General features: G+C 65.8%; 26 protein-coding genes and 1 pseudogene. 7 read left to right on the forward strand and 20 right to left on the reverse strand.

Annotated elements, in window-relative coordinates; translation table 11 throughout:
- Nucleotides 1-130: 130 nt before the first annotated feature.
- On the forward strand, nt 131-643 hold the full coding sequence (locus tag P5G59_RS11035; RefSeq protein ID WP_301218900.1) for a hypothetical protein: 513 nt from the start codon (nt 131-133) through the stop codon (nt 641-643).
- A 181-nt stretch (nt 644-824) separates the two neighbouring features.
- Here P5G59_RS11035 and P5G59_RS11040 read toward each other — a convergent pair whose 3' ends face one another.
- From P5G59_RS11040 to P5G59_RS11080, 9 genes are all read right to left on the reverse strand, one after another.
- A complete protein-coding gene (locus P5G59_RS11040) occupies nt 825-1,724 on the reverse strand; it encodes a fructose bisphosphate aldolase (RefSeq protein WP_175338900.1) in 900 nt (299 codons plus the stop codon).
- Between the two features lie 105 nt (nt 1,725-1,829).
- Nucleotides 1,830-3,269, reverse strand: a complete 1,440-nt coding sequence (locus P5G59_RS11045; protein ID WP_217499213.1) for an NADH-quinone oxidoreductase subunit N — start codon at nt 3,267-3,269, stop codon at nt 1,830-1,832.
- Nucleotides 3,266-4,804 (reverse strand): complex I subunit 4 family protein, encoded by a 1,539-nt coding sequence (locus P5G59_RS11050; protein WP_301218905.1) that lies wholly within the window; start codon nt 4,802-4,804, stop codon nt 3,266-3,268. The genes P5G59_RS11045 and P5G59_RS11050 overlap by 4 nt, the downstream gene beginning before the upstream one ends.
- A complete protein-coding gene (locus P5G59_RS11055; protein WP_301218907.1) occupies nt 4,801-6,663 on the reverse strand; it encodes an NADH-quinone oxidoreductase subunit 5 family protein in 1,863 nt (620 codons plus the stop codon). The genes P5G59_RS11050 and P5G59_RS11055 overlap by 4 nt, the downstream gene beginning before the upstream one ends.
- A gap of 6 nt (nt 6,664-6,669) precedes the next feature.
- Nucleotides 6,670-6,975: an NADH-quinone oxidoreductase subunit NuoK gene (locus tag P5G59_RS11060; RefSeq protein ID WP_175338899.1), complete on the reverse strand. Its 306-nt coding sequence runs from the start codon at nt 6,973-6,975 to the stop codon at nt 6,670-6,672.
- A complete protein-coding gene (locus P5G59_RS11065; RefSeq protein ID WP_175338898.1) occupies nt 6,972-7,535 on the reverse strand; it encodes an NADH-quinone oxidoreductase subunit J in 564 nt (187 codons plus the stop codon). The genes P5G59_RS11060 and P5G59_RS11065 overlap by 4 nt, the downstream gene beginning before the upstream one ends.
- Before the next feature lie 6 nt (nt 7,536-7,541).
- Nucleotides 7,542-8,489, reverse strand: a complete 948-nt coding sequence (locus tag P5G59_RS11070; RefSeq protein WP_175338897.1) for a complex I subunit 1 family protein — start codon at nt 8,487-8,489, stop codon at nt 7,542-7,544.
- A 7-nt stretch (nt 8,490-8,496) separates the two neighbouring features.
- On the reverse strand, nt 8,497-9,690 hold the full coding sequence (locus P5G59_RS11075; protein ID WP_175338896.1) for a hypothetical protein: 1,194 nt from the start codon (nt 9,688-9,690) through the stop codon (nt 8,497-8,499).
- A complete protein-coding gene (locus P5G59_RS11080; RefSeq protein WP_175338895.1) occupies nt 9,681-10,022 on the reverse strand; it encodes an NADH-quinone oxidoreductase subunit A in 342 nt (113 codons plus the stop codon). Before P5G59_RS11080 ends, P5G59_RS11075 begins: the two co-directional genes overlap by 10 nt.
- Nucleotides 10,023-10,486: 464 nt before the next feature.
- On the opposite strand from P5G59_RS11080, the gene P5G59_RS11085 reads away from it, so the two are divergent.
- Nucleotides 10,487-10,621, forward strand: coding sequence for a hypothetical protein (locus P5G59_RS11085; protein WP_283810132.1), 135 nt, complete (start codon nt 10,487-10,489; stop codon nt 10,619-10,621).
- A 12-nt stretch (nt 10,622-10,633) separates the two neighbouring features.
- A pseudogene (gene ligD / locus P5G59_RS11090) lies at nt 10,634-10,861 on the forward strand (non-homologous end-joining DNA ligase LigD); the annotation flags it as partial.
- A 241-nt stretch (nt 10,862-11,102) separates the two neighbouring features.
- Here ligD and P5G59_RS11095 read toward each other — a convergent pair.
- Complete coding sequence (locus P5G59_RS11095; RefSeq protein ID WP_175338893.1) at nt 11,103-11,405, reverse strand: hypothetical protein; 303 nt, start codon at nt 11,403-11,405, stop codon at nt 11,103-11,105.
- A 331-nt stretch (nt 11,406-11,736) separates the two neighbouring features.
- On the opposite strand from P5G59_RS11095, the gene P5G59_RS11100 reads away from it, so the two are divergent.
- On the forward strand, nt 11,737-12,063 hold the full coding sequence (locus tag P5G59_RS11100) for a hypothetical protein (RefSeq protein WP_175338892.1): 327 nt from the start codon (nt 11,737-11,739) through the stop codon (nt 12,061-12,063).
- A 28-nt stretch (nt 12,064-12,091) separates the two neighbouring features.
- Here the strand turns inward: P5G59_RS11100 and P5G59_RS11105 are convergent, their stop codons facing one another.
- On the reverse strand, nt 12,092-13,138 hold the full coding sequence (locus P5G59_RS11105; protein ID WP_301218912.1) for an IS110 family RNA-guided transposase: 1,047 nt from the start codon (nt 13,136-13,138) through the stop codon (nt 12,092-12,094).
- Nucleotides 13,139-14,063: 925 nt separating this feature from the next.
- On the opposite strand from P5G59_RS11105, the gene P5G59_RS11110 reads away from it, so the two are divergent.
- Nucleotides 14,064-14,408 (forward strand): ArsR/SmtB family transcription factor, encoded by a 345-nt coding sequence (locus tag P5G59_RS11110; protein WP_175338890.1) that lies wholly within the window; start codon nt 14,064-14,066, stop codon nt 14,406-14,408.
- On the forward strand, nt 14,405-15,073 hold the full coding sequence (locus tag P5G59_RS11115; protein ID WP_175338889.1) for a cation diffusion facilitator family transporter: 669 nt from the start codon (nt 14,405-14,407) through the stop codon (nt 15,071-15,073). The genes P5G59_RS11110 and P5G59_RS11115 overlap by 4 nt, the downstream gene beginning before the upstream one ends.
- Before the next feature lie 37 nt (nt 15,074-15,110).
- Here the strand turns inward: P5G59_RS11115 and P5G59_RS11120 are convergent, their stop codons facing one another.
- From P5G59_RS11120 to merA, 6 genes are all read right to left on the reverse strand, one after another.
- A complete protein-coding gene (locus tag P5G59_RS11120) occupies nt 15,111-16,112 on the reverse strand; it encodes an IS481 family transposase (RefSeq protein ID WP_175338888.1) in 1,002 nt (333 codons plus the stop codon).
- 69 nt (nt 16,113-16,181) lie between these two features.
- Complete coding sequence (locus tag P5G59_RS11125) at nt 16,182-17,102, reverse strand: cytochrome c biogenesis CcdA family protein (RefSeq protein ID WP_058623030.1); 921 nt, start codon at nt 17,100-17,102, stop codon at nt 16,182-16,184.
- A 3-nt stretch (nt 17,103-17,105) separates the two neighbouring features.
- Nucleotides 17,106-17,630, reverse strand: a complete 525-nt coding sequence (locus tag P5G59_RS11130; RefSeq protein ID WP_005882713.1) for a TlpA family protein disulfide reductase — start codon at nt 17,628-17,630, stop codon at nt 17,106-17,108.
- The gene (locus tag P5G59_RS11135) at nt 17,627-17,926 is read right to left on the reverse strand and encodes a hypothetical protein (RefSeq protein ID WP_005882715.1); all 300 of its coding nucleotides are present in this window, start codon (nt 17,924-17,926) and stop codon (nt 17,627-17,629) included. Before P5G59_RS11135 ends, P5G59_RS11130 begins: the two co-directional genes overlap by 4 nt.
- 29 nt (nt 17,927-17,955) lie before the next feature.
- A complete protein-coding gene (merB, locus tag P5G59_RS11140) occupies nt 17,956-18,618 on the reverse strand; it encodes an organomercurial lyase MerB (protein WP_301218917.1) in 663 nt (220 codons plus the stop codon).
- 45 nt (nt 18,619-18,663) lie between these two features.
- Nucleotides 18,664-20,088, reverse strand: coding sequence for a mercury(II) reductase (merA, locus tag P5G59_RS11145; RefSeq protein WP_005882720.1), 1,425 nt, complete (start codon nt 20,086-20,088; stop codon nt 18,664-18,666).
- A gap of 105 nt (nt 20,089-20,193) precedes the next feature.
- Here merA and P5G59_RS11150 point away from each other — a divergent pair, with 105 nt between their 5' ends.
- Nucleotides 20,194-20,583: a heavy metal-responsive transcriptional regulator gene (locus tag P5G59_RS11150; RefSeq protein WP_040347802.1), complete on the forward strand. Its 390-nt coding sequence runs from the start codon at nt 20,194-20,196 to the stop codon at nt 20,581-20,583.
- Nucleotides 20,584-20,664: 81 nt separating this feature from the next.
- On the opposite strand, the gene P5G59_RS11155 is transcribed toward P5G59_RS11150, so the two are convergent.
- The 3 genes from P5G59_RS11155 to P5G59_RS11165 are packed head-to-tail and all read right to left on the reverse strand — an operon-like array spanning nt 20,665 to nt 22,999.
- Complete coding sequence (locus tag P5G59_RS11155) at nt 20,665-21,381, reverse strand: aquaporin (protein WP_175338887.1); 717 nt, start codon at nt 21,379-21,381, stop codon at nt 20,665-20,667.
- Nucleotides 21,378-22,340, reverse strand: coding sequence for a thioredoxin-disulfide reductase (trxB, locus tag P5G59_RS11160; RefSeq protein ID WP_175338886.1), 963 nt, complete (start codon nt 22,338-22,340; stop codon nt 21,378-21,380). Before trxB ends, P5G59_RS11155 begins: the two co-directional genes overlap by 4 nt.
- Nucleotides 22,337-22,999 (reverse strand): arsenate reductase/protein-tyrosine-phosphatase family protein, encoded by a 663-nt coding sequence (locus tag P5G59_RS11165; protein ID WP_175338885.1) that lies wholly within the window; start codon nt 22,997-22,999, stop codon nt 22,337-22,339. Before P5G59_RS11165 ends, trxB begins: the two co-directional genes overlap by 4 nt.
- Nucleotides 23,000-23,002 lie beyond the last annotated feature (3 nt).

Here is a 23,002-nt window from a genome sequence, read left to right on the forward strand (position 1 = left end):
CGCATCGTCAAGACCCCGTGTGCATCACGTGTTCGGGATCTCAGGCCCGGTGGTTTCCTTGCGGATACGGCTCGAGGTGCGGATGATGTGGCACATGACTAGATCTGGCTCGCTGAGTCAACCCCGGGGGGTGCCGACCGATGATGTGCACCGCGCGCTGTGGCGGCACATTGGTACCCCTGCGGCGATCTACGGCACGATCGTCTACGCGAGCGTGGTCGCTGCGACGTCGATCGGTCTCAAAGAGTCAAGCTCGGCATGGCAGGCTCTCGTCTTCGCCGTGGTCAGCGTCATCGTGTTCTGGGTCGCGCACGTCTTCTCGACCGCTCTCGGTTTCCAAGGAGATGCCGACCGCCTTCGGGACAGAGTGAGGGATTCACTCAGGCGGGCCCTGCGGGAATCGAGTGGAATGCCAGAGGCAGCCGTCGTTCCATCCGCTCCGCTTCTGCTGGCCGCGCTCGGGTTAGTGACGCTCGACACCGCAATATCAGTCGCGCTCTGGTTGGCGGTGGTGATGCTTGGATTGCTGGGCTACCTTGTCCTGTCGGTGCGCGCTCGACCTTGGTGGGCGCGCATCGCGGCAGCGCTCACCAGTGCGCTCTTCGGCGTCCTCGTGATCCTCCTCAAGACAGCCCTGTATTAGACCGGACAACGAGCCTGGGTCAGCGCTTCTTTGAAGCTGAGTGCCAGCCCTGAAGTGACTCTCGCCTCAGGCCAGGGTGAGGGGCGAACGCGGCGCTGATGGGCTGTTCCGGTGTGCGGGAACGGCCTGAAGATCAGGCCTGTGAATGTAATCGCCCTGCACGAGTGCATGGAGATCGACATTAGGCGGGCGACTTGTGCACGGACGCCGCGTAGACCTGCGCGAGCGATGCGTTCAGGCGCGCGTTGAATTGCTCATTAGTTTGTTCGGCGGCGAGCCCTTCGAGCAATGCGCGGGCGAAGCTTGCGATCATGCCCGGTTCCTTGGCCAGCAGGTCGCATGCCTCGTCACGGCTGTACCCACCGGAGAGCGCGAGCACTCGCAGCACCCGCGGGTCGGCGGCCAGATCGGTGTAACGGCCCGTTAGCGTCGGGATCGTCAGTTTCAGTATGATCGCGGCGTCGTCTGGCAGCGCCTCCAGCCCAGCCAGCAAAGCGTTGTAAAGCAGTGCCTCTGCCTCGTCCTTATGTGGGCTGTGGATGCTGACCTCGGGTTCGAGAATCGGCACGAGCCCTGCCCTCGCGATCCTTGCGGCGTACTCGAATTGTTGGTCGACAATGGCGCTCACGCCGCCCTTGTCCGCGTCGTTGATCACGGAGCGCATTTTCGTGCCGAACATGTGGTTCCGGTTAGCCAGCTCAAGAAGGTCATCGAGCGTGTCGATCGGCTTCATCAACGACACCCCGTGCCGCTCGTCGGCAAGCCCCTTATCCACTTTGAGAAACGGTACGACTCGCTTTTCGGCCCACAGATAGCGCCCTGTCGGGACGCCGCCGATATCGCGTTCCATGGTCTGCTCGAACAGGATCGTACCGAGTACGCGCGTTCCATCAAACGCTGGGCTGGTGATGACGCGGGAGCGCATTTCGTGGACCAGGTCGAACATCTCCGCCTGGGAGTCGTATCGGCTCTCGGGGATGCCGTAATCGGCCAGCGCCTTTGGAGTGCTACCGCCGCTCTGGTCCAGTGCAGCGAATAAACCGCGACCGGAACGGATCTGCTCCAACTGCGTCACGTTCATCCCTTCATCCTGATCCGGCCCCGGAGTCCGTGCAAGACCACCTATACGCTGCCGAGCGGCTAGATAAAGAGCAGAGTCTGCGCTCACTGCCAACCGCGGTGCGGTTCAGTTCAAGAGTTGTAGGAGTGGATTTGCTGCGATACCGATGGCGAGGGACACAGCGCCGAGCACAATCGTAAGGCGGAGGCTGTGAGCGCCGACGGATTCCGGCACGGCCGCGGTGTTCGGTTGCCCGATGTCGGTTACGCCTCGCTGGAACAGCGGGAAGATCCAGCGAAGGTAGTAGAAGAGGCTGGCCACTGAGTTGGCTGCCGCGAGGATCACAAGCCAGCCCAGGTTGGCCTCGAATGCGGTGGTGAAGGCCGTCAGTTTTCCTACGAATACCGCGGTCGGCGGGGTGCCGACCAGCCCGAGAAGGCAGATGGTCAGACTGAGTGCGGCCCAGCGGTGGCGGCGGAAGAGTCCGGTGTAGTCGATTAAGGTGCGTCGGCTGGCGAATGCAGAAACGACGGCGAATGCGCCGAGGTTGGTGATTGTGTAGCCGAAGAGGTAGTAGAGCAGGCTCGGCAGGGCGCGCGTGGGTTGCTGATATGCGGCCACGATCATCAGCAGGTAGCCCACTTGGCTAATGGTTGAGTAGGCCAGCAGCCGGCGGACGCTGGTTTGGAAGAAGGCGGCGAGGTTGCCCAGTGTCATGGTGACCGCGGCGAGCAGGGCGAGGATGAGGGTCCAGTTCAGGGGGACGTGTGCGAAGACGTCGGTGCTGATCCGGAAGAGTGCTACGAGCGCGCCGATCTTGGGGATGGTGGCGATGAACGCGGCGACCGCCGGTGTGGCGCCCTCGATGGCGTCGGGCACCCAGAAGTGGGCGGGAACGGCGCCGGCTTTGAACAGCAGCCCGGCGGCCAGCACGAGAATTCCGATCGCCGTTGCTCCCATCGGTCCGCGTAGCAGGCTGCGGCCGAGTTCCGCATAGGAGGTGCTACCGCCGGTGGCTAGGAGCAGTACGACACCGACCAGTATGAGCATTCCGAACAGGGCGCCCATCAGGTAGTACTTCAGCATGGCTTCGGTGCCAAGGCGGTCTTTTGCGAACCCGACCAGTGCGTAGAGGGGGATGCTGGCCAGCAGGTATCCGGACGCGAGCACGAGCAGGTCGCTGGCACCAGCGACCACGATGGTGCCGAGGGCTCCGAGCAGCAGCAGCACGTAGAACTCCGATTCCCGCTTCATGCCGACGATCTGGTCGGTGGCCAGCCCGATCACGATCGCTGTGCCCGCAAGCACCGCAAGACGTACCGCGTTCAGCGCGATGTCGATCGTGTAAGTCCCCGCGGCCGTGACCACGGGCGGCTGTGTCATCGCGACAACGGTGGCGACCACGGCGACGAGGATGCCGACTAACGCAAGGACGCGCACCAGCCATTGCCTTCGCCGGGGCAGCCAACTGCCCATTAGGAGACCGAGCACTGCTGTCACGGTGACCGCAAGTTCCGGGACGAGGACGGTCAGATCGATCTCCTGCCCGGCCTGCATACCGTTCATCGGCCGACCAGGGCTATCAGGGCGTGGGCGGCAGGCTCGATCACGCCCAGCAGGAATCTGGGCATCACGCCGATGATCAGCGACAGCAGTAGCAGTGGCGCGATGGAGACGAACTCGCGTGAGAAGACGTCCTTGATGGGTATGTCGGCGCCATCCGACGTCGTGAGCGCCCGATCGGTTTCGAGTGGTTGCCGCTGGCGGCCGAGGAAGATGCGCTGGAACATGCGTAGCAGCAAGCTGGCGGTGATCACGATCCCGACCACGGATAAAGCTGTTGGTATCGGTGCCGCCCCGAGGCTGCCGGTGAAGATCTGGAACTCGGCGATGAAGCCGGAGAGCCCGGGCAGTCCCAGGGATCCGAACACGGCTACCGCCATCAGCCCGGCGAAAACCGGCGCCCGTGTCGCCAGTCCGCCGTAGGCGTCGATGTCGAAGGTTCCCCCGCGGGCGTAGAGCACCCCGGCGAGCAGGAACAGTGCCCCGGTCAGTAGGCCGTGGCTGACCATCTGTGTCACCGCACCGCTGACCGCCAGAACTGAAGCTTGCACGTTTGATCTGGTTGCGAGTCCCGCAGCGCCCAACCCGAGGATGATGTAGCCCATATGGTTGATCGAGGTGTAGGCGATCATGCGTTTCAGGTTCGTCTGCGCCATCGCCACCAGCGCACCGTACAGCACGGAGATCACCCCGACGATGACAAAAGCCATCGCGTAGGCGCGCCACGCGTTGGGGAGGATCGGCATCGCGATCCGCACGAAGCCGTAGGTGCCCATCTTCAGGAGCACGCCGGCAAGGATCACCGAACCCGCGGTCGGCGCTTCGGTGTGCGCCGGCGGCAACCAGGTGTGGAACGGAACCGTGGGGGTCTTGATGGCAAGCCCCAGGCTGATGGCGAACAAGATGGCCCCGGCGAGCACCGGACTGGATTTCAGCGGGTCTTGCCGCACCAGTTCCGGGATGTCGAAGGTGTGCGGTGTGCTGGCCAGATAAAGGCCGATGAACCCGAGCAACAGCGCCAGAGATCCGATGAAGGTGTAGAGGAAGAACTGAAGGGCCGCCCGTGCGGCGCCGGCGTGACCCCATCCGGCGATGATGAAGTACATGGCGACGATCGACAGGTCGAAGAAGACGAAGAACACCAGCAGATCCAGCGACACGAACAGGCCAAAGGAGACGGTCTGCAGAAATAGGAACAACACCACCCAGGCGCGGGTCCTGCGCTGTTCGCGTAGTGAGTAGATGGCGCAGGCCAGGAACAGCACTCCGGTCAGCGCGACCAGCGGCAGCGAAAACCCGTCGACGCCGATGTGATAACCGGAGCCGAGCGTCGGCAGCCAGCGAATGTTCTCCTCGTACGCGAATCCGGTCCTCCCGCCGCCGATATACCCGATCCACAGCAGAACGATCAGCGCAAGCTCAACGGACGCCAACACCACCCAAGCCCACGCGAAGAACCGCACCCGGGTTCGCGGCACCACCATCAGCAGTGCAGCCACGACCGTGGGCAGGAATACGACGCCAGAGAGCACGGTCACCTCACGAGAACGAAGACGGCGGCAAGCACGACCAGGATGATGATCGCCTGGACGTAATACTGGTAAATCAGCCCGGTCTGCGGGCGAACAGCGGATGCGGCAAGCTTGCGCGCACCGCCGGCAACAGCGCCGACCGCCCCGCTGAGGCCGCGCTCAAGGCGGGAATCCACAAAGCGGGACAGGCGCATTGCGCCGGCGCCAAGGGCATCCCCGACGTGCGCGATGACCCGGTCGTCGAAGCGGGCGCACCACACGGACAGCGCGGTGACCGGACGGACGATGATGGCGTTGATTCCAGCCTCAAGCCCGAGCCAGTCCCGCAACCACCCGAACTCGGCGAGCAGCTCGTTCGCACCCTCCAGCCGCCGATGCTGCCACCGCGCCACGACAACGATCACCGTCACCGCCAGCAACGCCGACACCACTAGCTCCCAGGGGGCAGGCACAATGGGCTGAGGTAGACCGAGCGTCCGCGCCCATGCGGCGGAGAACGACGGGATACCGAAAACACCGAGCACGGCTGCTGCGGCGGCCAATCCCGGCAGCGGCAGCAGCTCACTGACCGGCATATGCCCCGCCCTGATTGCGGCCAGCGGATCATCGGTTGCGGGTTTCGTCCAGACGACGGCCAGCGCCTTGGCCGCATAGGCCGCGCTCAACCCGGCCGCGGCGAGACCGATGATGTACAGGGCTGCAGAGCTCGGAAGTGTCGCGGCGAGAATCTGGTCTTTGGCCACCCAGATCGACAGCGGCGGCAGCCCTCCCAAGGCCAGTGCCCCGATCGTAAACGTGACACCGGCTACCGGATGCGTGCGGGCAGCACCGCGCAACCGCAACAGATCCTTTGTGCCCAACAGGGCAAGCCAGGCGCCAGCCACCAGGAATAGCAGACTCTTCACCGCTGCGTGCGCCACGAACTGGGCTGCCCCGCCGGCGATGCCACCGACGCCTGCGGCCAGCACGATGAAGCCAATCTGGGAACAGGTCGATGCCGCCAACAACTGCTTCAGGTCGCGTTGCGCCACCGCAACAGCCCCAAGCATCAGTGCCGTCAACGCGCCGACCCAGGCCACCACGGGGCCCAGCCAGCCGGTGGCCGTCATGCCGGGTTCGATCCGTAGCAGGAGGTACCCTCCGGCGGCAACCATGGTGGCCGAGTGGAGCAGGGCCGACACCGGGGACGGGCCGGCCATGGCATGCGCGAGCCAAAAACTGAACGGCAATTGCGCCGATTTGCCGAGAGCCGCCAGGGCCAAACCGGCCAGGGCCACATCGCGCCAGCCACCGGGGATGCTTCCGAGTTGCGTCAGATTCAGGCCAGCCGCACCACCGGCCAGCGCAGCCCCGGCCGCTACATACATGCCGACGTCTGCGGATCGTGTCGTGATGAACGCGATTCCGCCCGACCGCACCCGATCTGCGTCGGGCCACCAGAATCCGATCAGCGCGTAGGAGGTGGCGCCCATGATCTCCCAGGCTGCGAGCAGCGTGAACACGTTCGTGGCGGTCACGGTTACCAACATGGCGGCGACGAACAGCAGCAGCGTGCCGAAGAAGCGGGCCCGAGCCTCGCCGCGTCCAATGTCCCCGACCGCGAAAACAGATACAGCCAGGAACACACCGGCGACCGTGATCACGGCGATCGCAGCTAGCCCATCCACCGCGAGAGCGGCCGGTACCCCGTCCAGGGCTGCGACGTGGAACGTCGGTCTCATAATCGTCGCATCGATCGCCAAGCCCAGTTCGACCAACCCCACCGTGACCGCGGCCGCCGGAGCGATCGCATCCGCCCGCCGACCGGCGAGAAGCAGCACAATCGCCATCGTCGCGGGCAGCACAGCGAGAATGAGAAGAATCACCGGCGGCTAGCCCTTCAGATCGGATGCGGAGTCGACCATGTCCACGTCCCGGGTGCGGAAGATCGCGGTCGTTACGGCGAAACCCATCGCCATCTCCACCGCCATCGCCGCCATCGCCACCAGAATGACGGTCTGCGCGTCCGGGCTTCCCGGGATGATGAAGTACCAGACCGCGGCTGCCGCCACAATGATGCCGTTGATGGCCAGCTCGAGACCCATCATGATCATCACGATCGACTGCTGACTGAGCAGCCCGTACAGGCCGACCGCGAACAGGGCGGCAGCAAAGATCAGGAACAGGGGCAGCGTCATCGGCCCAAGCCCCCTCTCACCGGGTCCTGTGGTGGCCGGATACTCAGGTCGTCACCAAACCGGTCGTACCGGCCGCGCGCGGAGGAGAGCACGATCACCGCGACCATCGTCGCGAAGAGGACGATCCCGATGATCACCATGACCAGCATGTGCGGGCCCATGATATCTAGCCCCAAAGCCTTAGTCGGCTCGAGGGCGGATACGCTGCCCGTCCGCGGCCACGGTGTGACCAGCGCGCCCACGGCGAGGACGACAAAGACGACGGCCGCGATGATCAGTGACATCCGGTTGTTGTGCACCATCTTCATTGGCATCAGACCGGCCGGATTCATCATGTACATGAGCATGAAGACCAACATGATCATCATCTCCATCACCATCATCAAGATGACCAGCACACCCAGATACGACAGCCCCAGCAACAGGATCGGCACAGCCGCGAGAACGAACGAGGCCAGCAACGCGAACGTTGCACGCGCCATCGAATTCACCCGAAACACCGTGACGCCGCACGCCACCGACCCCAGAGCACACACCCCGAAAACGATCGCGTCGACCATCAGCGCTCACATCCATCCGACTACGACGAAGATCGAGACCACCAGCGCCTGCAGAATCCCCGCCGGCAGCAGCACAATCCAGCTGATCTCGGTGAACCGCTCCATCCGGATCGTCGGCCACCGCTGCCCCACCCACACCAACACCGCCAGTACGGCCACTGTCTTCACCAGCAGCCACGACCACCCCGGCAGCACCGGTCCGGCATCACCGCCGAGGAAAAGCGGGACCGCCATCGCACTGCCCACCGTCAACATCAGATACCGACCGACCAGGAAGACCAACCGATCGACGCCGGACAACTGCGCCGCCACTCCACCGGCGATGTCACGACCAACAGCTTGATCAAATGGCCCCCAAAAGGAGAACCCCATCACCGAGAGCAGGAACACGATAAAGGCCACCGGCATAACCACCACAAACCAGAGTTCTCCGGTCTGTGCAGCGGCAATGTCGCTGACCCGCAGGGATCCGGCGCCGACGGCCACCGTCACCAGAGCAAACATGTGCGGCAACTCATAGGCGAGACCCTGGGCGAGGAAACGATTCGCGCCGACCACTCCCCACGCCGAGTTCGACCCCCAACCGACCATCCAGACCGCCACCCACGCAAGCACCTCCATCGCGTTGAACCAGACCACGCCAATGGAAAGATCGCTGATCGCATGGGGACCCCGCGGCTGACTGTCCAATGGCAGTACCAGCAGCGCCATGATCGCGGCGATGGGCAACAGGGCGCCGCCGACTCGCGCGAGCAAACGGTCGGAACCGGGAACAGCGGTGCGCTGCCGCACCAGTAGCCGGGCCACCTCGCGCGCCGGTGCCGCCCATGCTCCGGTCCACGGGGAGCCGGCCTGCCGGGCACGCATCAGCGCCGTGGTAGCAGCCACGGCGTACCCGAACACGCCGAGCAGTCCCACCGCGACCAGGGTGCTCCACAGTGCGTCCTCGAACATCGCCGCCTCACCCGTGGGAGCCACCAAGCGAGCGCGCGTGCAACGCCTCCAGATCGGGATCGAACGAGGCAACGATCAGCCGCGCGGCGGCGAACTCCTGGCCTGCCAGAACCAAAGGCAACATCGAGAGGACGGCGCGCGCGTGCTCGGCACGCTGCACACCCCACGCACCAGCGGCTGACTGGCCATTGGCTACGGGATCCTCGATGACCGCTGCGATCTCCTCGACCCATCGCACGCACCGTGCCCACACATCCCCACGAAGACTTCCGGGCGCACCCGAACCAACCTGGCCCAGCCCGCTCATCGACCAGCGCAGGACCCGCGAACCACGAACCCGCCGAATCCAACGAACAAAGCGAGGATGCACCGCTGCTCCGGGGGCGGATTCCAGCAGCTGATCGCGCAGCCAACGACCGGTGTCAGCCGCGCTCTCCCAGCCCGCAACACTCAGGAAGCGCTGCAACGAATCGGCAGCAGCAGCAGCCCTCACCCTCTGCTGATCATCGGCCCCCGCGTCGAACCAAAATGACGAGCGTGCCCAGTCACCGACGACCTCCGGCTCAGCCGCCTGCACAACGTCGCCCTGAACCACAAGACGCACGATAAGCCCTGATGGCCACGCTGACAAAGCCGGCCCGAGAGCAACATGCAACTGATCGAGCTTCAACCCATCGCGGTCCCGGCCCCGATCGGCCATCGAAATGCCACCAGGCATCTCCAAACTCATATCCATATCGCCCATGCCGGCCACGTCATGGTTGTCCATGTCGTGACCAGTCGTGTGCGCGTCGACGTTTTCGTGCGGCTGAACGGTCGAGCTCCAGTCCATGCCATCGGGGTCCATGCCGCGAACGCCAGCACCGATACTCGCCGCTGCATCAGCCCGTAGGCCCGCGAGACCCCACATTTCCGTACGCGCCTCGTCGAGCTGCCGGGCAACCGCATCCGGCATCGCAACACGAACCAGCACGCGAGGACTCGGTATCTGGTCCCAGAGGCGGTCGACCACTCCGTTGAAACGGTTTTCACCGCTCCCACACACGACCAGGATGTCGGCGTTCGCTGGGGTGAGGGCTTCACCCCAGCCCCGCCGCCGCAACTCACGCTCCACAGCAAATCGGACCGCCGTCGAGCCGGACGCACCCACAACAAATGCTCGAGGAATCGCGAGCCGTAACAGACGGCGGGTCACGTCCACCGGAAGACGCCCTCGCGCCAGGCGTAAACGACCGCGGTAACCAGCACAGCAAGGAAGGCGAACATCTCGACCACGGAACCGGCACCCGTCTCACGCACCGCGAGCACCCACGGATACATGAAAACCATCTCCATGTCGAACACCAGAAAGACGATCGCAATCGTGTACCAACGCACGTGGTACCGAGAGACCGCATGCTCCGTCACTGGCATACCCGACAAGAACGGTTCCTGAACCAACACCCGACCCGAGATGCGCACCAGCCGGGATACGCCGTAAAGCGCAACAAGCAGGAGCAGAGCTACGGTAAGCAGCACCAGAACATAGATCATTGCGCCACCTCCTTGTCCAGAATTCCCCCCCAGATCGGGAGAAACTGATGCCTACTAGGGGTATACCCGCCACACTAACAACACCGTGGTGAGTACAACAGGACGCCAGCGAATCTCAGGTGCCGATCTTTGGCGGCGGGGCGAGTCACGGTTTCGCCCGGACCCGCGTTGCGGTCGTGCAAGGCGCCGTTCTCGTGGAAGGTTTCGACGTCTCCTCCAGGCATGCCCGCTACGTAAGCCAACTCCTTCACGCCTCCGACCCGGGGCTTCAAGATCGTGTTCCCCGTTGCCCGTTGCCCGTTGCCCGTTGCCCACGTGGTCGCGATCGACTCGAAAGGGGCGAAGCTGGTTGGCCAACCGCTCATCTGCTGTGGCATCATCGCTACACCGCAGTCGGAAGTTAGCAGCAGGGATGGGTCGGATGTGCAGTCGCCGACCTCAACTCGCCGGAGTACTGTCGTGCCATGCCGGCCACCTCCGTTGTCGATGTAGACGGGAGACGGTTGCGCCTAACTAGCCTGGACAAGGTGCTTTACCTGGAGACCGGGACCACCAAGGGCGACGTCATCCACTACTACGCGAGCATCGCGGCGGCGTAACTCCCCCACCTAGCCGGCCGGCCCGTGACACGGAACCGCTGGCCTGATGGCGTCGGCTTGACTTCGGCGCCGATCGAGGCGTTCTTCGAGAAGGATGTGGGCATGGGCGTCCCGGACTGGGTGTTGCGCCAAACCATCCTTCACTCCGGCCGGGAGAAGCGCTATCCGGTGGTCACCGATCGCGCGACACTCGTCTGGGTAGCTCAAACTGCTGCGCTCGAAATCCACGTCCCGCAATAGCAGTTCAACACGGACCGCCGCCCCACACGGATGCTGCTCGACTTCGATCCGGGCGAAACTACTTCACCCAGCGCGCCGCGTGGGGCTACAGCCCCAGCGACGAGGAGCAGATCGTGACCGCCGACAAGGCAGCCGACGAGGAAGGAGACGCAGCAACGGTCAGCTCGGACCCTGGCGTAGGTGACTGACCACGCCGGACGGAAGCGGGCCCGCGGACCGGGCCCGCTTCTCGCTTGCCCCGTCAGGACAGTTCGCGAGTCGTCGCCGCGACCGTCGCCGGCCCGACAACGGGACCACCCCGCTGGGCTACCCGGTTGAAGGCGACGAACGGCACACACGCCGTCTCAGCCGTGAGCGCCGCCAGACGGCCGATCGGTGTGCGTGGATCGGCGGCGATCGCCCATCCATCGACGGCGTACCGGCTAACCGTCTCCACGCACTCCCGCTTCTCCTCGGCCGAGGGGCTCGTCGAGCCGACCACCCCGACCAGTCCGCCTTGCAGTTCCGGACCCATGTTGCTCGTATCGATGGCGAATACCCGCATCTCAATCACTCCCCTGGTTGATCGACCCTTCTATGGGCCGGTGTCAAATTGGTCTGCCGGGTCGGCCGATCAGTTGGGGGCGTTTGTGCTGTCCTGCTCCTGATCGTTTTTCTTGCCGTTCCGGCACAGAGATCGAGAGCGGGCGGAGGCAGCGCAGTGCCCGGAGGGAGCGGTTGCTAAGCGCAGGGAGCGCAGCGAGTGGAGTCTGCAAATAGCGCGTGGAGGGAACGGAGCTGGTGGAGCTCGCTATGATCGGCTGCCGGATCGGAAAGAAAACCAAGGGGAACAGCACGCCGGAGGCGTTCCATCCGACAAATACGGCGCCGCCTCCGTGCGGCTCCATTTCCTTGGCCGCTTCGGACACAACGACCGCTGTGCCCAATTCGCCGACCACGCGGATGAGAAGGCATTCAGAGTGCTAGTGGCGACGCTTCACGTGGACCATCCTGTGGGCATGAGTGGGATAGCCGACAACAACGCGTTCTTGGCCAGAACGGAAGACAGCGGGGGGTCGCTGTTGACGCTGCACTTCTCTCAGGAGGAGCGCATCGAGATCCTGAGGCTGGCTGCAGCGCTTAAGACGACGCCCGAACAACTGATCCGACAGATCATCCGCAGACATCTTCTTCACGATGTCGCCTGGAACAGAGGGCACTGATCACATCCCTTGGCTGTGAGCGCCGCGGTCACGCCATAACCGAGTTCAGGTGACCGAACAGTTGCCGGGCTATGTAGCGCTTCAGGCTGCGTCGAATCTCGCGTTTGCTCTTGCCTTCGGCCAGCCGCCTGGCCAGATAGTCGCGGGTTGGAGGATCACAACTCAACCGGACCCGGGCGATGACATCCAACGCCCGGTTCAACTGCCGATCGCCGTGCCGGTTCAAACGATGCCGGGTCGTGTTCCCGCTCGAGGCCTCCAGCGGAGACGCTCCGGCCAGAGCGGCGAACGCCGCCTCGCTGCGGACACGCCCCTGATGCGAATACGCGGTGACCAGGATGGCGCCGGTGACAGCGCCAACTCCGAGCAACTGCTGCAACCCGGGCGCAAGCTCCTGAACATGCCCGGCTAACGCCGCTTGATTCTTAGCCAGCTGCGCGGAGAGCGCTAGGACCGAGACCGCCAGCCGACGCGCTTCCTGCCGGATCGTGACCATCGCGGCGTCCTCGGCTGAGCGCTGCCGCCAGCCGGCGACCTCCTTCACCTGGGTGTCGGTGAGTGGCTTGCGGACGTCGATGCCGAGGTCGAAGCTGCGCAGCAGGGCGGCTAGTGCGTTCCGCTCCGCGGTTCGCCGGCTATCCATCGCCTGTCGGGCAACCAGCAACACACGCAGCGCTGCGCGCAGCCCGTCCGATCGCGGGGTCGTCAGCCGTTCGACGTCGGAGGCAAGCGCGGTCCTGGCCGCGGCGATGGCGTCGATCTCGTCCGACTTGCCGTGGCCAGCGCGAGCGGCCCGCTTCGGCGGCCGGACATCGCAAACGTCGACGCCAGCGGCGATCAGCGCTCGCCTGAGACCCGAACCATAGGAACTCGCACCCTCGATCGCGACCAGGACGCGACCTTGAGCGCGCCGCCGAATCCAAGCCAGTGCTCGGCCGAGACCGTTCGCAGTTGTCGGGAACGTCGCCGCGTCGAGGCGGCGTCCGGTCCCTGATTCCAGCACGGCATAGGTGTGTGTTCGTGCATGCGTGTCGACGCCGACGACGTGGTCATAGTGATCAGCCACGGAGCTCACTCCGATGGTCCCCTTCCGGTTGGCGAACAGTGCAGTTCGTCGGTCTGGAAGTGTTTCGAGGCGGAACTCTTATGAGTCACGCAAGCCGGTTCCCCGGCCGCGGACGACCTTCTATCAAGCCATCGGAACAGACAAACCGACGCCCAGTTCAGCGCGCGGACAGATCGATCGAAAGGCACCCGGGGGGCCATTTTTGTTTTGAGTCACGCGACGTCGAACCGGACGTCAGTCTGCCAGCCAGTCCCAGACCAACCGGTCTCATTAGAGTCTTGTTTGCCTTTCCGGCGGGGAGATCAGTGGCGAGTGGGAGGTGCGGAGTGCCGGGACCGTGGAATACCGGACTAAAGCGAAGCGGAAGGAGGATATGCCGCGAAAGCCCGGCACGGAAGCACCGGGAACGAGCTACGATCGGGCGGCGGAAAGACACAGAAAGCTCTGGGAACAGCGCCGCCGGAGGCGGCTCCTCCCGTCGTTACCCGAGCGGTATCGCACTGGGGAACGTCCAGTCGATCTCCGACGCCCGCGACCCGCGTATCTCCTGCGAGATCGGCTGTCGCGATTTCGAGCAGCCTGCCACTTGATACAGCGAACGCTGTATCATCGCGGTATGTCCCATGTCGGCCCCCTCAACTCGATTCCAATCGCGTGTACGCTTTCGCCCGATACCGGCCGGGCCCAGGTTGAGCGCTGGCATCGCTTCGATGACCGATTCGCCGTCAGTCGCACGAGAACCGACGACCGCCTCGTCATGACTACACCCGCAGCGATGACTCGATCGCAGAGCTCAGCGAGCTCGTCGCCGCTGAACAGTCGTGCTGCGCGTTCGTCACCTGGTCTGTGGAGACCGATGACAACGACCTTCGGCTCGTCGTCACCGGAACGCCGGAGCAGATCGAAGCCCTCGCCCTCACCCACTGAGAGACCCATGACGACCATCGCCCCCGCGGCCACCATCACGCACACCGCCGCCCTGGCCCGCTTCGGCCACGCACTCTCCGACCCCACCCGCGTCGGCATCCTGCTCGCTCTGCGTGAAGCGCCGGCCTTTCCGTCCGACCTCGCCAACGCCCTCAGCGTCTCCCGCCAGGTGATGTCGAACCAACTCGCCTGCCTGCGTGGGTGCGGGCTGGTCGAAGCCATCCCTGAGGGCCGCCGAACCTGGTATCGACTGGCCGACGGCCACATCGCCCCGGCACTGGACGAGCTGCTACGCGTCACACTGTTCGTGGAGCCGGGGTGCTGCGCAGGTGAGGACTGCCACTGCGCATGACCGCACCCATCACGCACGAACGATCCCCTATCCTTCAACGGCGCATCCGCTTGATCGTCGCCGCCACGATCGGCTACAACCTCATCGAGGCCGTCGTGGCCATCGCGGCCGGCAGTGTCGCATCGTCCGGGGCGCTTGTCGCGTTCGGATTGGACTCGACGATCGAGGTCCTCTCCGCCGCAGCCGTCGCTTGGCAGTTCACCCGGCGTGATCCGGAGCGTTGGGAGAGACCCACTCTCCGAGTGATCGCGGTCGCGTTCTTCGCTCTGGCTGCGTACGTCATTGTCAATTCGTTACTGACGCTGTTCGTCCGTGTCGAGGTCCAGCATTCCCCCGTCGGGATAGTGCTGACAGCACTGAGCGTGATCATCATGCCGTTCCTGTCCTACGCCGAGCGCCGTGCCGGACGCGAGCTCGGCTCCGCGACCGCGGTGGCCGACTCGAAGCAGACGCTGATCTGCAGCTACCTGTCGGCTGCCGTTCTGATCGGCCTGCTCCTGAACAGCGGGTTCGGCTGGTGGTGGGCCGACTCGCTCGCGGGAGTCGTCATCGCCGCCTTCGCTCTTCGCGAGGGCGTCGAGGCGTGGCGCGGGGACGCCTGCGCGACCTCCATTGGGATGGTGCTCGAGGACGGCAGCGACGATAGTTGGCACCGTCAGAGCTGACACACAGGAGCGCTCTTGAGACCGCCCTATGCGACGTCTAGCTGTATGAGGCCAGGACGTTGTTGACGCGAATTGGCACGAGCGTGGCCGGCGGCTGACCGTCCGCGGCACCGTGCGGGCGGTGGTAGTTGTAGTGCAGGTTCCAGCGCTCGAGGGCGTTGGCGCGTTCGTCTTCTGAGGTCCATGTCCGTGCATAGAGGAACTCTTCGGCAAGGATCCGGTTGTACCGCTCGATCTTTCCGTTGTGGCGGGGCGTGTAGGGCGTGATCCGTTGGTGCCGCGACCCGGCCAGTGCATCGGCGAACGCTGAGGCGCGGTAACAGGATCCGTTGTCGGTCACGATCCGTTCGATGTGCGTGATGCCATGAGCCGCGAACCATGCCCGCGCTCGCGCGAGGAACGCAACGGCCGTCGCGGCCTGCTCGTTCGGCAAAGCCTCGGTGTACGCGAGGCGTGAGTAGCCGTCAATCGCTGAGTGGAGGTAGACGTAGCCGGCTCGCGTGCCGCGGGTTTTCGTCCGCGCGACGGCGCGAGCTTCCGGGCTGTCCTTGCCATGAGCCCGCCATCCGCCGCCATCGGGGATTCGGCCGACCTTCTTGACGTCCAGGTGAACCATGTGGCCGGGGCACCGAGCGACAATCTTCCTCGCTTCGCGGTTACTTTCCCCGGTCGGGTCGATGAAGCGGCGCCGGTTGAGCTGCAGGTCGGTGAGGATGCGACTCACCGTGCGCCGACTGATCTGAATGCCGACCTGTTCGAGCTCGAACGTGATCCGAGCCGCTGACCACTTGTGCTCGCGCCGCATGCGTTCGACTTCGCGAACAACGACGTTGGGGGTGGCTGTCGGGGATTGCTTAGGCGTCGATGAGCGGTCGAGCAGACCGACCTCACCGAACTCACGATGGCGATGGACCCACTTTGACGCGGTAGCGCGGGAGATTCCCATCTCAGCTGCCACGTGAGCGATCGGCCGGGTCTTGCAACGCTCGACCAGCCGCCGACGTCCCTCGACTGACAGTGGCGAGTTGCGGTGAGTCATGCACGTCCTTCGAAGAATGTTCCAGTCGAGTCGCTGAGTCCCGGACCAAGCCCCCCATTCAGCCGTCGGCTACTGACCCTCGTGGTCGCCGCCTGACACGCCGAGCCCGACGTTCGTGGTGTCGCAGCAGGCCTCCGGCGATTCGGAACTGGCTCGACGCCGCCTATGGGCGGCGCCAAGGGCGAGTACTACGAGGAGGGAGATGACCGCGAGCGCCGCGATCGGCGCCGTGTGAGCCTGAACCCAGCCGGACAGGGTCGTTGAGAGCCTGGCGACACCGCCGGCACGGCCGGTCGCGACGAGGTTGTTGTCGGCGGTGGCGGCGGGCCACCAGTACCACGCGAGGTAGACGCCGGTGAGCAGCAAGACGGCGCCGGTGATCCGGGGGCCATAACTCCCGAGGCGTGCGACGTGGCGGGTTAGGCCGGTACCCGCGGCGGTGGTCGCGAGTGCGAGCAGCAGCAGGATGCTGGCTGAGCCGGCGGCGTAGACACCGAAGACCAGCAGCAGCCCCGCGTAGCTGGCGGTGGCCTGTGCCTGGGCGATGACAGCAAGGATCACTCCGAAGGTGCACGACAGGGAGGCGAGGGCGTAGCCGATCCCGAAGACCAGCATCCGGGCGGTTGGCGGGAGGCCTTCGGTTGCTCGGCCGGTGATCCGGGGCAACCGCACGGAGATCGAACGGCCGGCCAGCATCCACAGGCCGAGGAGCACCAGTAGGACGCCTACGGCGAGACCGAGTTTGGGCGCTGCCTGGATCAGGCCCCGAGCCCCGGCGCTCACCAGCAGGCCCGCAGCTGCGAGGGTGCCGGCGAACCCGATCGCCAGTGCGATTCCGGACCGCAGGGCCCTCAGCAGCCGCACCGGGACGGGCGAGGCGTCAGCGTCGCCGAGGGTCTGGCTGATCCAGGCCGGCAGCAGCGCGAACCCGCATGGGTTGACCGGCGCCACCATGCCGGCGGCGAAGGCGAGGCTGAGCAATCCGCCCATGGATCAGGCTCCGGCCTTGACGAGTTCGGCGGTGATCGTCTTCGCGTCGGGCTCGGTGGCACGGAAGGTCACCTTGCCGTCGCCGTCGATGACGATGAGGGTGGACAGGGCGGCAACGTCGAATCGCTGGGACAAGGCGGCACCCTCGTCTATGGCGGCCGGGACGTGTTCGGCGTCGACGTACTCCATGAATCCCTCGATGGTCTCCTTGGACTCGCCGGGGTCCATGTCGACGGCGAGGAAGCTCGCCCCAGCACCCGACTTCTCGGCAGCGGTGGCGGCCTCGCCGAGGGAGCGGACGCCTTCAACGCATTCGCCGCAGCCGACGGAGAAGAAGAACACCGCGGTCGGCTTCCCGCTGGCGGGCAGGCTGACCATCTGGCCGTCGATGCTAGTAACCGCCGCTGGCGTGCCCGCATCTGCGGCTGGTGTGGCGTCGGTGTTTCCGCAGGCGGTCAGAGCCAGGGAGCCTGCAAGCAGGAGGCCGGCGACCGAGAGGGTCGCGCGGCGGGTGCGGGTAAGCGTCATCGGTTCTGGTCGTCCTTCGTGTCGCTGGGGTGGGTGGAGTTCACAGGCGGGCAACAGCCATGCCTGGCGTTGTTGCCGCCGCTGCGGCGCCGCGTGGTCGCGAGGACCGCGAGCACCAGGACGGCGATGCCGGTGCCGATCACCCAGGGGTTGCCGAGGAACCCGCCGACACTGGCCAGCAGACCACCGGCGAGGAGCAAGGGAAGTAGGGCGCAGCAGGCGACCATGAGCAGCGCGGCCCCGGCTCCGAGGAGCAGGCCGCTGCCTCCCGGTTGGTCGTCGTGGTTGGACTTCATCGGAGTGGAGTTCCCTTCGGTGTTCTTGGTCAGCAGCGGCAGTGGCCGTCGTCGGCCACTGCCGCGTTGGCCTGGAACTGGTTGAGGAAGCCGGTCGTGAGGTCGGTACCGATCCGATAGGCAACGGCCACGGGCACGACCTCGGCGCGGGGGTGCTCGGCCAGCCAGCCCGCGGCGTCCTCATCGGAGGTGAAGTAGTGGACCTGGTTGCAGAAGGAGGACCGGATCGAGGTGATCTGGTCGGGGTTGACCAGCGACACCACCGCGGTGGCGGGTTCGACGCTGGTGACGCCGGCGACGGGGTTGATGGTGACCCGGATCGGCTCGCCGCTGGTCGGGGAGACCGACTCCACGCTCGCCGCGCGCTCGAGCAGGGTCGGAAAGATCAGGGTGTCCAGGGCGCACCAGGTGTAGAGCTCCTCACCGGCCACGGTGAACCGGTGAGGGGTGGGGCGCAGGGTGAGGCCCTGGCCGATGATGCGGCCCTGGTCGTCGTACTCGGTGTCCGGCACCGCGGCCAGACCCGTGCGTACGTCGTCGACCGGACGGCCGGCGGCCGCGGCGAACTGCTCGACGGTGACCGGGCCGCCCTCGACGATCAGCCGCAGCAGCGGGATCAATAGGACGGCGTCAAGGCCGGTCTCTTCGGTGTTGTTGAGTCGTTCGGGCAGTTGCGTCGTGAGCTCCGACATGGCGGTACCTTCTTCATGAGTCGGGTGGAGGCTGTCGGCTGCGGGTCACGCGCAGCAGGACAGCTTGGAGATGTCGGTGGTGAAGGCCTTGGCGGCGATCCGGATGCCTTCGGTCATGGTCAGGTAGGGCGCCCATGCGTCGGCGACCTCGGTGACGGTCTTGCCGAGGATGTGGACACCGGCGGCGGCGAGCTCGCCGGCGTCTTTGGCGACGGCGGTGAGGCCGAGGATCTCGCCGGTCTCAGCGTTGGCGACGATCTTGATGAAGCCGCGGGTGTCGCGGTTGACCAGCGCCCGGGGCACGTAGTCCAGCGGCAGGACGCGGCAGTCGCAGCGGATCCCGGCAGCGAGCACCTGGGCCTCGGTCATCCCGACCGCGCCGATCGCCGGACTGGTGAAGGTCACCCGCGGCAGCCGGCTGTGGTCCACCGACCGCTCAGCGCCAGCGAACGTGTTCTCAGCGACCATGTTGCCGTGGTGGGCGGCGACGTAGACGAACTCGGGGTGCCCGGTCACGTCGCCGGCTGCCCAGATCCGGGGGTTGGAGGACTGCAGTTGGTCGGTGACCACGATCTCGCCCGTGTCGCCGGTCTTCACCTCCACCGCATCGAGGTTCAGCCCATCGGTGACCGGTCGGCGGCCGAGGGCGACGAGGACCTGTTCGGCGTGGAATTCCTGCTCGCCGCCGGAGATGTCAGCGGTGACAACAACCTGGCCCCTGACGTCGTCACGGGCAACGTGGGTCGGGACCGCACGGCGGACCACGCGGATGCCCTCGTCGGCGAAGACCTCCTGCAGCGCCTTGGATACCTCCGGCTCCTCCTTCGACGCCAGCCGGGAACGAACCAGCAGGGTGACCTTCGACCCGAGCCGGGCGAACAGTTGGGCCTGCTCCAAGGCGACGTAGCCGCCGCCGAGCACCAGCAGCGAGTCGGGAACCTTGGTCAACTCCATCGCCGTGGTCGAGGTCAGGTAGCCGGCCTCCTCAAGACCGTCGATCGGTGGGGCCCATGCGCTGGCGCCGGTGGCGACCAGGTAGTGATCAGCGTCGATCGTCTCGACCGCACCGTCAGTCGCGGTGACCTCAAGAACGGGCGCTTCTGGCGTGCCGGCGAACGCAGCGTCGCCGTGGCGGATCTGCCAGCCGTAGGCGTCGGCGACGTCGACGTACTTCTCACCCCGAAGTTCCTCGACGAGGTCCTGCTTGCTGCTGATCAGCGCGGGCATGTCCACGTCGTCCGCTGTGGTGGCGATCCCCGGGAAACGGTTGCCCGCCTCGGCAGCGGTCTGGCGGGCCTCAGCGGCGGCGATGAGCGCCTTCGACGGCACGCAGCCGGTGTTCACGCACGTGCCGCCGAAAGTGCCGCGCTCGATCATCACCACCGACTTGCCGAGCGTGGTCGCGCGGATGGCGGCGGCGAACGCGGCGCCACCCGATCCGATGATCGCAAGGTCGTACCTGGACTGCATCCCGATTCCTCCCCTGAGTCTTGAGAATTGCTCTTGATGCAGCCACAATGGACCTTCCAGTACGGGGGAAGGTCAAGTGCGACCTGTGACACATCGGAGACCCAGATGAGGATCGGCGAACTCGCCGAGGCGGCCGGCACCACCGCCAAGACCCTGCGGTTCTACGAGGAGCAGGGCCTGCTTCCCGCGGCCGAGCGCACCGCGTCGGGATACCGCGACTACGATCCGGAAGCAGCGACTCGGATCGACTTCATCCACCGCGGCCAGGCTGCCGGACTTACCCTCGCGCAGATCAAACAGATCCTCGACATCCGCGATGGAGGCGAGATTCCCTGCGGCCACGTCCGGGACCTCCTAGACGTTCGTCTGAAGGACATTGAGCGCCAGATCTCGGATCTCGTCTCCCTCCGCGACAACGTTGCCGCCCTCCGCGACGCAGCCGCAGAACCCGAACCCGAGACCTGCAACGCCGACGAGGTCTGCAGGTACCTGTAGCCAATCCGAGATGACGCGCGCAGAGGCGGAGCCTCCTGCCGCGACCTTCCTACGTGACCACAACGTTATGGCCAGCAACATCTAGCGCGTAACGCTGGAGTTGGGGGCGAAGACTCGCACAGCTGCCAGCCCGAGGCCTGCCCCAATGAGCTGAGCGCCGATGTACCAGGGCGCGCTTCCTGGTGCGATGCCGGCGAAGGTGTCGGTGATGGTGCGGCCGATGGTGATGGCGGGGTTGGCGAAGCTGGTGGAGCTGGTGAACCAGTAGGCGGCTCCGATGTACGCGCCGACTGCTGGGGCGACGATGGCAGCGCGGCCGGTGCGGGCGAGGACGAAGATGACCAGGATCAGCCCGGCGGTTGCGACGACTTCGGCGAGCAGGTGCGCTGGAGTCGCGCGTTCGGTGCTGCTCCATCGGGCAGCCGGCTGCTCGAACATCAGGTTCGCCAGCACCGCCCCGACAAGGCAGCCGAGGACCTGCGCGGGGATGTACGACCACAGGCCTCGCCAGGGCCTCCCGCCAGCGGCCGCGTCGACAAGCGAGACGACCGGGTTGAATTGAGCGCCGGAGCTCGGTGCGAAGACCAGGACGAGCACGGTCAGTCCCAGGGCCGTGGCTAGGGCATTCTCGAGCAGTTGGAGCCCAGTGTCTCCGGGCGAGAGATGCTGAGCCGCGATCCCAGACCCCACGACCACCGCAGTGAGTCCAGCGCTTCCAACGAACTCGGCCAGCGCCGGACGGAGGACCGCGATAGTTGGGATCCGGATCTGTTTCGCAGCCTCCGTGGTCGCGCTCATGCGTTGACTGCCACGGCCTGCTTCACGACCGGGGCACGTCCCGCGAGGTAATGCTGGGCGTCGAGCGCGGCGGCGCAGCCGGTGCCGGCCGCAGTGATCGCTTGCCGGTAGCGGCGGTCGACGAGGTCGCCGCAGGCGAACACGCCTGGCAGGTTGGTCGCCGTTGTGGGATGGGCGACCTTGACGTAGCCGTCGGGGTCGAGGTCGATCTGTCCGGCGACGAGGGCGCTCCGGGGGTCGTGGCCGATCGCGACGAACAGTCCGGTGGCATCAAGAGTCCCGGGTTGCCCGGTAACGGTGTCGCGCAGGGTGAGCCCGTTGAGCTTGTCGTCGCCGTGGGCTTCGTCGATCTGGGTGTTCCAGCGCACGGTGATCTTCGGGTTCGCGAGAGCCCGGTCCTGCATGATCTGGGAGGCGCGGAGTTCGTCGCGGCGGTGGATGAGGGTGACGGAGTTGGCGAACCGGGTGAGGAACATAGCCTCTTCCAGTGCGGAGTCGCCACCGCCGGCGACGGCGATGTCCTGGTCGCGGAAGAACGCACCGTCGCAGGTCGCGCACCAGGAGATCCCATATCCGGAGAGCCGGTCCTCCCCGGCGACGCCGAGCTTGCGATGCGCTGACCCCATCGCGAGGACGACGGCGTGCGCCTGGTAGGTGACGCCGCCTCCGGTGGTGATTGTCTTGATGTCGCTGGCGAGGTCGACGGCGGTGGCGTCGTCGTAGACGAGGCGGGCGCCGAAGCGTTCGGCCTGCTGGCGCAGGTTTTCCATCAGGTCGGGGCCTTGGATGCCGTCGATGAATCCGGGGAAGTTCTCGACCTCGGTGGTGTTGACCAGGGCTCCGCCGATCTCGACGGAGCTGGTCAGCACGATCGGTTCTAGGCCGGCGCGGGCCAGGTAGATCGCGGCGGTGTAGCCGGCGGGGCCGGAGCCGATGACGACGACGTTCTCGACGCTCACGCGGGCGTCACCTCCAGACTCTTGAGCAGCTCGCGCACGTGCTGCTCCACCTCGTCGCGGATGCCCCGGACGGTGTCGACGGGCTGGCCCTGCGGATCCTGCAGTTCCCAGTCCTGGTAGCGCTTGCCAGGGTAAATCGGGCAGGCGTCGCCGCACCCCATCGTCACCACGACGTCGGCGGCCTGGACGACGTCGTCGGTCAGGGGCTTGGGGAACTCGCGGCTCATGTCGAGCCCGAGTTCGGTCATCACCTCGACGACGGCCGGGTTCAGTTCGTGGGCGGGCATCGATCCGGCGGAGCGGACGTGGACGCGGCCGCCGGAGAGTGCCTCGGTGAGGACGGCAGCCATCTGGGAGCGGCCGGAGTTCTGCTCGCAGACGAACAGCACTTCGGGCCAGATCACCGGCAGGGCGCCCTTGGCCTGCGCGAGCGCGGTCAGCCGTTCGGTCGCGAAGTGGATGGTGCGGGTCGCCAGGTGCGCCTTCACCGTCGCGGTGCGCAGCAAGGCGGTGTAGGACTCCAGCACGTACCGTTCGACGGTCTCCCGGTTGAAGATGCCCTCGAACTTGGCCGCCAGCTCGTCGGCCAGGCGGCGCAGATACTGTTCCGGGTAGGCGAGTTCCGGTTGGGCTCGGCGCCCCGTCGCGTCGATGGTCATGGG

The sequence above is a fragment of the Leifsonia virtsii genome, from assembly GCF_030433675.1.
Classification (GTDB): Bacteria; Actinomycetota; Actinomycetes; order Actinomycetales; family Microbacteriaceae; genus Leifsonia; species Leifsonia virtsii.

Coding starts and splice junctions, on each gene's coding strand:
- P5G59_RS11040 (WP_175338900.1), bottom strand. CDS start 1,724: ATGAACGTGACGCAGTTGGAGCAGATCCGTTCCGGTCGCGGTTTATTC.
- P5G59_RS11045 (WP_217499213.1), bottom strand. CDS start 3,269: ATGAACGGTATGCAGGCCGGGCAGGAGATCGATCTGACCGTCCTCGTC.
- P5G59_RS11060 (WP_175338899.1), bottom strand. CDS start 6,975: ATGACGCTGCCCCTGTTCCTGATCTTTGCTGCCGCCCTGTTCGCGGTC.
- P5G59_RS11065 (WP_175338898.1), bottom strand. CDS start 7,535: ATGGTCGACGCGATCGTTTTCGGGGTGTGTGCTCTGGGGTCGGTGGCG.
- P5G59_RS11070 (WP_175338897.1), bottom strand. CDS start 8,489: ATGTTCGAGGACGCACTGTGGAGCACCCTGGTCGCGGTGGGACTGCTC.
- P5G59_RS11080 (WP_175338895.1), bottom strand. CDS start 10,022: ATGATCTATGTTCTGGTGCTGCTTACCGTAGCTCTGCTCCTGCTTGTT.
- P5G59_RS11085 (WP_283810132.1), top strand. CDS start 10,487: ATGCCGGCCACCTCCGTTGTCGATGTAGACGGGAGACGGTTGCGCCTA.
- P5G59_RS11095 (WP_175338893.1), bottom strand. CDS start 11,405: ATGCGGGTATTCGCCATCGATACGAGCAACATGGGTCCGGAACTGCAA.
- P5G59_RS11110 (WP_175338890.1), top strand. CDS start 14,064: ATGACGACCATCGCCCCCGCGGCCACCATCACGCACACCGCCGCCCTG.
- P5G59_RS11115 (WP_175338889.1), top strand. CDS start 14,405: ATGACCGCACCCATCACGCACGAACGATCCCCTATCCTTCAACGGCGC.
- P5G59_RS11120 (WP_175338888.1), bottom strand. CDS start 16,112: ATGACTCACCGCAACTCGCCACTGTCAGTCGAGGGACGTCGGCGGCTG.
- P5G59_RS11125 (WP_058623030.1), bottom strand. CDS start 17,102: ATGGGCGGATTGCTCAGCCTCGCCTTCGCCGCCGGCATGGTGGCGCCG.
- P5G59_RS11130 (WP_005882713.1), bottom strand. CDS start 17,630: ATGACGCTTACCCGCACCCGCCGCGCGACCCTCTCGGTCGCCGGCCTC.
- P5G59_RS11135 (WP_005882715.1), bottom strand. CDS start 17,926: ATGAAGTCCAACCACGACGACCAACCGGGAGGCAGCGGCCTGCTCCTC.
- merB (WP_301218917.1), bottom strand. CDS start 18,618: ATGTCGGAGCTCACGACGCAACTGCCCGAACGACTCAACAACACCGAA.
- merA (WP_005882720.1), bottom strand. CDS start 20,088: ATGCAGTCCAGGTACGACCTTGCGATCATCGGATCGGGTGGCGCCGCG.
- P5G59_RS11150 (WP_040347802.1), top strand. CDS start 20,194: ATGAGGATCGGCGAACTCGCCGAGGCGGCCGGCACCACCGCCAAGACC.
- P5G59_RS11155 (WP_175338887.1), bottom strand. CDS start 21,381: ATGAGCGCGACCACGGAGGCTGCGAAACAGATCCGGATCCCAACTATC.
- P5G59_RS11165 (WP_175338885.1), bottom strand. CDS start 22,999: ATGACCATCGACGCGACGGGGCGCCGAGCCCAACCGGAACTCGCCTAC.